This is a genomic window from Bradyrhizobium valentinum, assembly GCF_001440405.1.
Lineage (GTDB): Bacteria > Pseudomonadota > Alphaproteobacteria > Rhizobiales > Xanthobacteraceae > Bradyrhizobium > Bradyrhizobium valentinum.
Genome location: NZ_LLXX01000029.1, coordinates 21461 through 28672 on the forward strand (window position 1 = coordinate 21461; position 7212 = coordinate 28672).

Annotated in this window: 17 protein-coding genes; all 17 read right to left on the bottom strand. The window is 62.9% G+C overall.

Translation table 11 applies throughout. The features are described from left to right. Positions 1–379 (bottom strand): 30S ribosomal protein S5 (locus CP49_RS46935; protein ID WP_245310494.1); only part of this gene is annotated, 379 nt, incomplete at its 3' end. A 62-nt stretch (positions 380–441) separates the two neighbouring features. Then, positions 442–801, bottom strand: coding sequence for a 50S ribosomal protein L18 (gene rplR / locus CP49_RS04575; RefSeq protein ID WP_057849117.1), 360 nt, complete (start codon positions 799–801; stop codon positions 442–444). Between the two features lie 11 nt (positions 802–812). Continuing rightward, positions 813–1346 (bottom strand): 50S ribosomal protein L6, encoded by a 534-nt coding sequence (rplF, locus tag CP49_RS04580; protein WP_057849118.1) that lies wholly within the window; start codon positions 1344–1346, stop codon positions 813–815. 15 nt (positions 1347–1361) lie between these two features. Further along, positions 1362–1760 (bottom strand): 30S ribosomal protein S8, encoded by a 399-nt coding sequence (rpsH, locus tag CP49_RS04585; protein ID WP_057849119.1) that lies wholly within the window; start codon positions 1758–1760, stop codon positions 1362–1364. Between the two features lie 14 nt (positions 1761–1774). Further along, positions 1775–2080 (bottom strand): 30S ribosomal protein S14, encoded by a 306-nt coding sequence (gene rpsN, locus CP49_RS04590; RefSeq protein ID WP_057849120.1) that lies wholly within the window; start codon positions 2078–2080, stop codon positions 1775–1777. A gap of 44 nt (positions 2081–2124) precedes the next feature. After that, entirely contained in the window at positions 2125–2682 is a 558-nt protein-coding gene (rplE, locus tag CP49_RS04595) for a 50S ribosomal protein L5 (protein WP_057849121.1), read from the bottom strand. Then, positions 2675–2989, bottom strand: coding sequence for a 50S ribosomal protein L24 (gene rplX, locus CP49_RS04600; protein WP_057849122.1), 315 nt, complete (start codon positions 2987–2989; stop codon positions 2675–2677). The genes rplE and rplX overlap by 8 nt, the downstream gene beginning before the upstream one ends. Then, positions 2989–3357: a 50S ribosomal protein L14 gene (gene rplN / locus CP49_RS04605; protein WP_011473865.1), complete on the bottom strand. Its 369-nt coding sequence runs from the start codon at positions 3355–3357 to the stop codon at positions 2989–2991. Before rplN ends, rplX begins: the two co-directional genes overlap by 1 nt. Before the next feature lie 85 nt (positions 3358–3442). Next, complete coding sequence (rpsQ, locus tag CP49_RS04610; protein ID WP_009797129.1) at positions 3443–3691, bottom strand: 30S ribosomal protein S17; 249 nt, start codon at positions 3689–3691, stop codon at positions 3443–3445. A 12-nt stretch (positions 3692–3703) separates the two neighbouring features. Continuing rightward, complete coding sequence (gene rpmC / locus CP49_RS04615; protein ID WP_028349051.1) at positions 3704–3910, bottom strand: 50S ribosomal protein L29; 207 nt, start codon at positions 3908–3910, stop codon at positions 3704–3706. 5 nt (positions 3911–3915) lie between these two features. Continuing rightward, positions 3916–4329 carry a 50S ribosomal protein L16 gene (gene rplP / locus CP49_RS04620; protein WP_057849123.1) on the bottom strand — a complete coding sequence of 138 codons (414 nt, stop codon included), beginning with the start codon at positions 4327–4329 and terminating at the stop codon, positions 3916–3918. Between the two features lie 32 nt (positions 4330–4361). Beyond that, the gene (rpsC, locus tag CP49_RS04625) at positions 4362–5063 is read right to left on the bottom strand and encodes a 30S ribosomal protein S3 (RefSeq protein ID WP_057849124.1); all 702 of its coding nucleotides are present in this window, start codon (positions 5061–5063) and stop codon (positions 4362–4364) included. A gap of 17 nt (positions 5064–5080) precedes the next feature. Beyond that, positions 5081–5467, bottom strand: coding sequence for a 50S ribosomal protein L22 (gene rplV, locus CP49_RS04630; protein WP_057849125.1), 387 nt, complete (start codon positions 5465–5467; stop codon positions 5081–5083). A 10-nt stretch (positions 5468–5477) separates the two neighbouring features. Continuing rightward, positions 5478–5756 carry a 30S ribosomal protein S19 gene (rpsS, locus tag CP49_RS04635; RefSeq protein WP_025588653.1) on the bottom strand — a complete coding sequence of 93 codons (279 nt, stop codon included), beginning with the start codon at positions 5754–5756 and terminating at the stop codon, positions 5478–5480. A 12-nt stretch (positions 5757–5768) separates the two neighbouring features. Beyond that, entirely contained in the window at positions 5769–6602 is an 834-nt protein-coding gene (gene rplB, locus CP49_RS04640; protein ID WP_057849126.1) for a 50S ribosomal protein L2, read from the bottom strand. Positions 6603–6614: 12 nt separating this feature from the next. Further along, a complete protein-coding gene (locus tag CP49_RS04645; protein ID WP_057849127.1) occupies positions 6615–6914 on the bottom strand; it encodes a 50S ribosomal protein L23 in 300 nt (99 codons plus the stop codon). Then, a partial coding sequence (gene rplD / locus CP49_RS46940) for a 50S ribosomal protein L4 (protein ID WP_245310495.1) occupies positions 6911–7212 on the bottom strand: 302 nt, incomplete at its 5' end. The genes CP49_RS04645 and rplD, both read right to left, overlap by 4 nt.

The window sequence follows — 7212 nt, forward strand, 5'->3', positions numbered from 1 at the left end:
CCGCGCGCATCGGGCCGCCGGCGATGATGCCGGTACCGGCCGGAGCCGCGCGCAGGTAGACGCGGCCGGCGCCGTGGCGGCCGGCGATGTCGTGATGCAGCGTGCGGCCTTCGCGCAGCGCCACGCGCGTCAGGTTGCGCTTGGCCGACTCGGTCGCCTTGCGGATCGCCTCGGGAACTTCGCGCGCCTTGCCGTGGCCGAAACCGACCCGGCCCTTCTGGTCGCCGATCACGACCAGCGCCGCAAAGCCGAAGCGCTTGCCGCCCTTGACGACCTTCGCCACGCGATTGATGTGGACCAGCTTGTCGACGAACTCGCTGTCGCGCTCATCGCGATCCCTGCTCCGTTCGCGTCCGCCGCGTTCGCGTTCACCTGCCATGGTGTTTTCCAATCTTTAGGGGAAGAAAGCCCCTGTCCTCGTAATTATCAAAAACCGGTTCGTTAGAAGCTCAGTCCGCTTTCGCGGGCCGCATCCGCAAGCGCCTTGACGCGCCCGTGATAGAGATACTGACCGCGATCGAACACCACTTCCTTGACGCCATTCTGCACGGCGCGTTCCGCCAGCAGCTTGCCGACGGCCTTGGCCGCATCGATGTTGGCGCCCGTATTGCCGGCCTCGCGCATGGTCTTTTCCAGCGACGAGGCGGAAGCCAGCGTCTCGCCCTTCAGGTCGTCGATGACCTGGGCGTAGATGTGCTTCGACGAACGGAACACCGACAGACGCGGGCGTCCATTGGCGGACCGGCGCAGCGCGTTGCGCACGCGCTGCTTGCGCCGGGCATTCGTGACCTTGAGTGACATGACCGGCTCCGTTACTTCTTCTTGCCTTCCTTGCGGAAGATGAATTCGTTGGCGTACTTCACGCCCTTGCCCTTGTACGGCTCCGGCGGACGGTAGGCGCGGATCTCGGCCGCGACCTGGCCGACGCGCTGCGAATCGGTGCCCGTGATCGTGATCTCGGTCGGCTTCGGCACCGCGATGGTGATGCCTTCCGGGATCGCGTAGACCACGTCGTGGCTGTAGCCGAGCGCGAGCTGCAGGTTCTTGCCCTGCATCGCGGCGCGGTAGCCGACGCCGGTGATCTCGAGCTTCTTCTCGAAGCCCTTGGTGACGCCCTCGACCAGGTTCGCGACCTGCGCACGCGCGGTGCCGTACATCGCCTGCGCGCGGTTGGTCTTGAACTTCGGCGCGACCTTGACCTCACCGCTTTCGAACTTCACCTCGACGTCGTCATGGACGACGAACTGAAGCTGGCCCTTCGGCCCCTTCACCTTGACGGTCTGTCCCTCGACGGTCGCCGTCACACCGGACGGGATCGCCACAGGCCGTTTGCCAACACGTGACATGGCTCAAATCCTTCCTCAGAACACCGTGAAGAGAACTTCGCCGCCCACGTTCGCATCGCGCGCTTCGTGGTCAGCCATGATTCCCTTCGGCGTCGACAACACCGAAATGCCGAGACCGTTGTTCACGCGCGGCAGGTTCTTCACCGAAGCGTAAACCCGGCGGCCCGGCTTGGAGACCCGCTCGATCTCGCGAATGACCGGCTCGCCGTCGAAATACTTCAGCTCAATCTCGAGCTCGCTGCGGCCCGAGGCGTGTTCGACGCTGGCGTAGCCACGGATGTAGCCCTCCGACTTCAGCACTTCGAGCACGCTGGCGCGCATTTTCGAGCCCGGGGTCGAGACCTTGGACTTGGAACGCATCTGCGCGTTGCGGATGCGGGTGATGAGATCGGAGATCGGATCGTGCGTTGACATCTTGACGACCCTCCTTACCAGCTCGACTTCACGAGCCCGGGAACCAGGCCCTTGGAGCCGAGTTCACGCAGCGCGATGCGGGAAAGCTTGTTCTTGCGGTAGTTCGAGCGCGGACGACCGGTCAGTTCGCAGCGGTTACGAATGCGCGTCGTCGACGAGTTGCGCGGCATCTGGGCAAGCTTCAACGTCGCCGCAAACCGCTCTTCCATCGGCCGGGTCTTGTCAGCGATGATCGCCTTCAGCTTCGCGCGCGCAGGCGCGGCGTTCTTGGCCATCCGCTTGCGCCGGTTGTTCTTCTCGATCGAACTCTTCTTTGCCATGCTTGGCTCCTGGGTTTCCGCGTTTGAGAGGCTTTAACTGCGTCTCACTGCCGGAACGGGAAATTGAAAGCGGTCAACAAGGCGCGCGCCTCGTCGTCGGTCTTGGCCGTGGTACAGACCGTGATGTCCATGCCGCGGGCTTCCGAAACCTTGTCGAAATCGATTTCGGGGAAAATGATGTGCTCCTTGAGGCCGAGCGAATAGTTGCCGCGGCCGTCGAAGCTCTTCGGATTGAGGCCACGGAAGTCGCGCACGCGCGGCAGTGCCACGTTCACCAGGCGGTCGATGAACTCGTACATCTTGGCCTTGCGCAGCGTGACCTTGCAGCCGATCGGCTGGTTCTCACGCAGCTTGAAGGTCGCGATCGCGATCCGCGAATAGGTCACGATCGCCTTCTGGCCGGCAATCTGCGTCAGTTCGGCAGCCGCGGTCTCGGCCTTCTTGCGGTCGTTGACGGCATCGCCCACGCCCATGTTGAGCACGACCTTTTCCAGCCGCGGCACCTGCATAACGTTGGCGTAACCGAACTTTTCGGTCAGTTGGCCACGAATGCTCTTGTCATACTCCGCGCGCAGGCGCGGCGTGTAAGCGGTATCAGCCATCGATCTCTGCTCCCGAGCTCTTGGCAATGCGTACCTTCTTGCCATCAGCCTGAATCTTGAAGCCCACGCGGGTCGGCTTTCCGTCCTTGCCGACATAGGCGATGTTGGACAGGTGGATCGGCGACTCCTTGGAGATGATGCCGCCTTCCTGGTTCTGGGTCTGCTTCTGGTGGCGCTTCACCATGTTGACGCCGCGCACCAGCGCCTTGTTCTCGGCGGGGCGGACCTCGAATACTTCGCCGGTGCGGCCCTTGTCGCGGCCGCTCAGCACGATGACCTTGTCACCTTTCCGGATCTTGGCAGCCATCACAGCACCTCCGGCGCAAGCGAGATGATCTTCATGTGGTTCTTGGCGCGCAGCTCGCGCGGCACCGGCCCGAAGATACGGGTGCCGACCGGCTCCGACTGGTTGTTGATCAGCACTGCGGCGTTGCGGTCGAAACGTATGACCGAGCCGTCAGCGCGGCGGATGTCCTTGCGGACCCGCACCACGACGGCCTTCATCACGTCGCCCTTCTTCACCTTCCCGCGCGGGATGGCTTCCTTGATCGACACGACGATAACGTCGCCCACGGTGGCATAGCGGCGCTTGGAGCCCCCCAGCACCTTGATGCACATGACACGGCGTGCGCCTGAATTGTCGGCCACGTCGAGGTTGGTCTGCATCTGAATCATTGATGCACCTCGTCCTCTTTCTGATGCGCTCGAATTAGCGCCTAAAATTTTCCCTGATAACCCGTCCGGCCTGGCCGAACGAACCTCAGGCCGTTTTCTTCTGCTCGCCCCGGACCACGGTCCAGCGCTTCAACTTCGAGATCGGCTTGCTCTCCTCGATCCACACCATGTCGCCTGGCTTGAACTCGTTGTTCTCGTCGTGCGCGTGGTAGTTCTTGGAGCGGCGGATCGTCTTCTTGTAGATCGGATGGGTGAAGCGGCGATCGACGCGCACCACCACCGTCTTGGCTTGCTTGTCGCTCACGACCACGCCCTGAAGGGTACGTTTCGGCATAATAAAGGCCTCTTACTTCTTCTTCGCGCGAACCTGCGCGGCGATGGTCTTGATGCGGGCGATGTCGCGGCGGGCTTCACGCAGCCGCGAGGTGTTCTCCAACTGCCCGGTGGCGCGCTGGAAACGCAGATTGAAACGCTCCTTCTTCAGATTGAGGACGGCGTCCTCCCTCTGGTCGTCGCTCATCGCGCGGATGTCTTCAACTTTCATCGGGGCCATGACGGTTACTCCGCAATGCGCGCGACGAAGCGCGTCTTGATCGGCAGCTTGGCGGCGGCGAGCGTGAGCGCTTCCTTCGCGGTCTGCACGTTGACGCCGTCGATCTCGAAAATCACGCGGCCGGGCTTGACCCGCGCCACCCACAATTCCGGCGTGCCCTTGCCGGAACCCATGCGGACTTCGGCGGGCTTCTTCGACACCGGCAGGTCGGGAAACACGCGGATCCAGACGCGGCCGGCGCGCTTCATGTGACGGGTCAGCGCGCGGCGCGCGGCTTCGATCTGGCGGGCGGTGATGCGCTCGGGCGCCATCGCCTTCAGACCGAATTGACCGAACGACAACGTCGCACCCGAAGTCGCAACGCCGTGGATACGGCCCTTATGCGCCTTCCGGAACTTCGTTTTCTTTGGTTGCATCATGGCTTTAAGCCCTCAAACCTTCTTCTGATGTCTCACGCAGCGGCGTCGCGGCGCGGCCGTGCAGTGTCGCCTTCGGCCATCTTCTTGTCCTGGGCCATCGGATCGTGCTCGAGGATCTCACCCTTGAAGATCCAGACCTTGACGCCGCAGGTGCCGAACGTGGTGAACGCGGTCGCCACGCCGTAATCGACGTCGGCGCGCAGCGTGTGCAACGGCACGCGGCCCTCGCGGTACCACTCCATGCGCGCGATTTCCGCGCCGCCCAGACGGCCCGAGCAGTTGATACGAATGCCTTCGGCGCCAAGACGCATCGCCGACTGCACCGCCCGCTTCATGGCGCGGCGGAACGCGACGCGGCGCTCGAGCTGCTGGGCGATCGATTCGGCGACCAGCGTGGCATCGAGTTCCGGCTTGCGGATTTCGACGATGTTGATGACGACGTCGGAAGCCGTGATGTCGGCAACGCGCTTGCGCAGCTTGTCGATGTCGGCGCCCTTCTTGCCGATTACGACGCCGGGACGCGCCGAATGGATCGTCACGCGGCACTTCTTGTGCGGACGCTCGATCACGATGCGGGCGACGGCCGCCTGCTTGAGCTCCTTGTGCAGGATCTCGCGGATCTTCACGTCTTCATGCAACAGCTTGCCGTACTCGTTCTTGCCGGCGAACCACCGCGAATCCCAGGTGCGGTTGATACCGAGACGCAGTCCGATTGGATTGATCTTTTGACCCATCGTTTTCTCCCGCGCCCTTAAGCGCCAGCCTCGGCCTCGACCTGACGAACCACGATGGTCAGGTGCGAGAACGGTTTATACACACGCCCCGAACGGCCACGGCCGCGCGGCGAAAAGCGCTTCATGACGATGCCGTTGCCGACATGGGCCTCGGCGACGACGAGATCGTCGACCTCGAGGTCATGGTTGTTCTCGGCGTTCGCAATCGCCGATTCCAGGCACTTCTTGACGTCGACCGCGATCCGCTTGCGCGAGAACTGCAGGTCGGCGAGCGCAGCCGACGCCTTCCGGCCGCGGATCAACTGCGCGACAAGATTGAGCTTCTGCGGGCTGACGCGCAGCATCCGGGCAACCGCCTTGGCCTCGTTGTCCGCGAGGCTACGTTCGCGCTTTGGTTTGCTCATCGTCTATTCCTCAAGCCTTCTTGGCTTTCTTGTCGCCAGAGTGGCCATGGAAGGTACGGGTCGGCGAGAACTCGCCGAACTTGTGACCGACCATTTCCTCGTTGACCGAGACCGGCACATGCTTCTGGCCGTTGTAGACGCCGAAAACCAGGCCGACGAACTGCGGCAGGATGGTCGAGCGGCGGCTCCAGATCTTGATGACGTCGTGACGGCCGGACGCGCGCGCAGCGTCTGCTTTCTTGAGCAGAGAGGCTTCGACGAACGGGCCTTTCCAGACTGAACGAACCATGTCCGGCGTTCCTTACTTCTTCCGCTTATGGCGGCTTAGGAGGATGAATCTGTTGGTCGATTTATTCGAACGGGTCTTCTTGCCCTTGGTCGGCTTGCCCCACGGAGTAACCGGGTGGCGGCCGCCCGAGGTACGGCCTTCGCCGCCGCCGTGCGGATGGTCGATCGGGTTCATGACGACGCCGCGGTTATGCGGACGCCAGCCCAGCCAGCGGGTACGGCCGGCCTTGCCGATCGAGATGTTCATGTGATCGGGATTCGACACCGCGCCAATGGTGCCGCGGCAACGGCCGTGCACCAGGCGCTGCTCGCCCGAGTTCAGGCGCAGAATGACGTAGTCCTGGTCGCGGCCGACGATCTGGGCGTAGGTGCCGGCCGAACGCGCGATCTGGCCGCCCTTCCCGATCTTCATCTCGATGTTATGGACGATGGTGCCGACCGGCATGTTGCCGAGCGGCATGACATTGCCGGGCTTCACGTCGACATAGTTGCCGGCAACAACCGTATCGCCCGCGGCGAGCCGCTGCGGCGCCAGGATGTAGGCCTGCTCGCCGTCCTGATACTTGATCAGCGCGATGAACGCGGTGCGGTTCGGATCGTATTCCAGCCGCTCGACGACGGCGGGAACGTCGACCTTGTTCCGCTTGAAGTCCACCATGCGGTAGGCCTTCTTGTGGCCGCCGCCGCGGAAGCGCACCGTGATGCGGCCGGTGTTGTTGCGGCCGCCATTGCCGAGCTTGCCCTCGGTCAAAGCCTTCACCGGCTTGCCCTTGTAGAGCGCCGAACGGTCGACCATCACCAACTGGCGCTGGCCCGGCGTCGTCGGATTGTATGTTTTCAATGCCATCGCTGTGTCGCCTTATAGTCCGGTGGTGACGTCGATGCGGTGGCCCTCTTCGAGGGTCACGACAGCCCGCTTCACGTCCGACTGCGAACCGAAATTGCCGCGGAACACCTTGGTCTTGCCCTTGCGGACCAGCGTGTTCACGCGCTTCACCTTGACGTCGAACAGCTTCTCGACGGCTTCCTTGATTTGCGGCTTGGTCGCCTTGCTGGCGACCTTGAACACGACCTTGTTGTGCTCGGACGCTACCGTCGCCTTTTCGGTGACGACAGGAGCTACGATCACGTCGTAATGGCGCGGATCGATATTCTTCATTTGAAGCGCGCCTCCAGCGCATCGACTGCCGCCTTCGTCAGCACGAGCTTCTGACGACGCAGAATGTCATAGACGTTGATGCCCTGGATCGGCAGCACGTCGATATTCGGAATGTTGCGCGCAGCGGTCGCGAAACCGGTGTGCAGCTCGGCGCCGTCGATGATCAGCGCATTTGTCAGGCCGAGACCCGAGAAATGGCCGACCAGCGCCTTGGTCTTGGCGTCCTTGACCTGTGCGCTTTCGATCACGATCAGGCCGCCGTCCTTGGCCTTCGCCGACAGAGCATGCTTGAGCGCCA

Excerpts from the sequence above, each read along its gene's own strand:
- rplR (WP_057849117.1), bottom strand. The coding sequence starts at position 801 with ATGTCACTCAAGGTCACGAATGCCCGGCGCAAGCAGCGCGTGCGCAAC.
- rplF (WP_057849118.1), bottom strand. The coding sequence starts at position 1,346 with ATGTCACGTGTTGGCAAACGGCCTGTGGCGATCCCGTCCGGTGTGACG.
- rpsH (WP_057849119.1), bottom strand. The coding sequence starts at position 1,760 with ATGTCAACGCACGATCCGATCTCCGATCTCATCACCCGCATCCGCAAC.
- rpsN (WP_057849120.1), bottom strand. The coding sequence starts at position 2,080 with ATGGCAAAGAAGAGTTCGATCGAGAAGAACAACCGGCGCAAGCGGATG.
- rplE (WP_057849121.1), bottom strand. The coding sequence starts at position 2,682 with ATGGCTGATACCGCTTACACGCCGCGCCTGCGCGCGGAGTATGACAAG.
- rplX (WP_057849122.1), bottom strand. The coding sequence starts at position 2,989 with ATGGCTGCCAAGATCCGGAAAGGTGACAAGGTCATCGTGCTGAGCGGC.
- rplN (WP_011473865.1), bottom strand. The coding sequence starts at position 3,357 with ATGATTCAGATGCAGACCAACCTCGACGTGGCCGACAATTCAGGCGCA.
- rpsQ (WP_009797129.1), bottom strand. The coding sequence starts at position 3,691 with ATGCCGAAACGTACCCTTCAGGGCGTGGTCGTGAGCGACAAGCAAGCC.
- rpmC (WP_028349051.1), bottom strand. The coding sequence starts at position 3,910 with ATGGCCCCGATGAAAGTTGAAGACATCCGCGCGATGAGCGACGACCAG.
- rplP (WP_057849123.1), bottom strand. The coding sequence starts at position 4,329 with ATGATGCAACCAAAGAAAACGAAGTTCCGGAAGGCGCATAAGGGCCGT.
- rpsC (WP_057849124.1), bottom strand. The coding sequence starts at position 5,063 with ATGGGTCAAAAGATCAATCCAATCGGACTGCGTCTCGGTATCAACCGC.
- rplV (WP_057849125.1), bottom strand. The coding sequence starts at position 5,467 with ATGAGCAAACCAAAGCGCGAACGTAGCCTCGCGGACAACGAGGCCAAG.
- rpsS (WP_025588653.1), bottom strand. The coding sequence starts at position 5,756 with ATGGTTCGTTCAGTCTGGAAAGGCCCGTTCGTCGAAGCCTCTCTGCTC.
- rplB (WP_057849126.1), bottom strand. The coding sequence starts at position 6,602 with ATGGCATTGAAAACATACAATCCGACGACGCCGGGCCAGCGCCAGTTG.
- CP49_RS04645 (WP_057849127.1), bottom strand. The coding sequence starts at position 6,914 with ATGAAGAATATCGATCCGCGCCATTACGACGTGATCGTAGCTCCTGTC.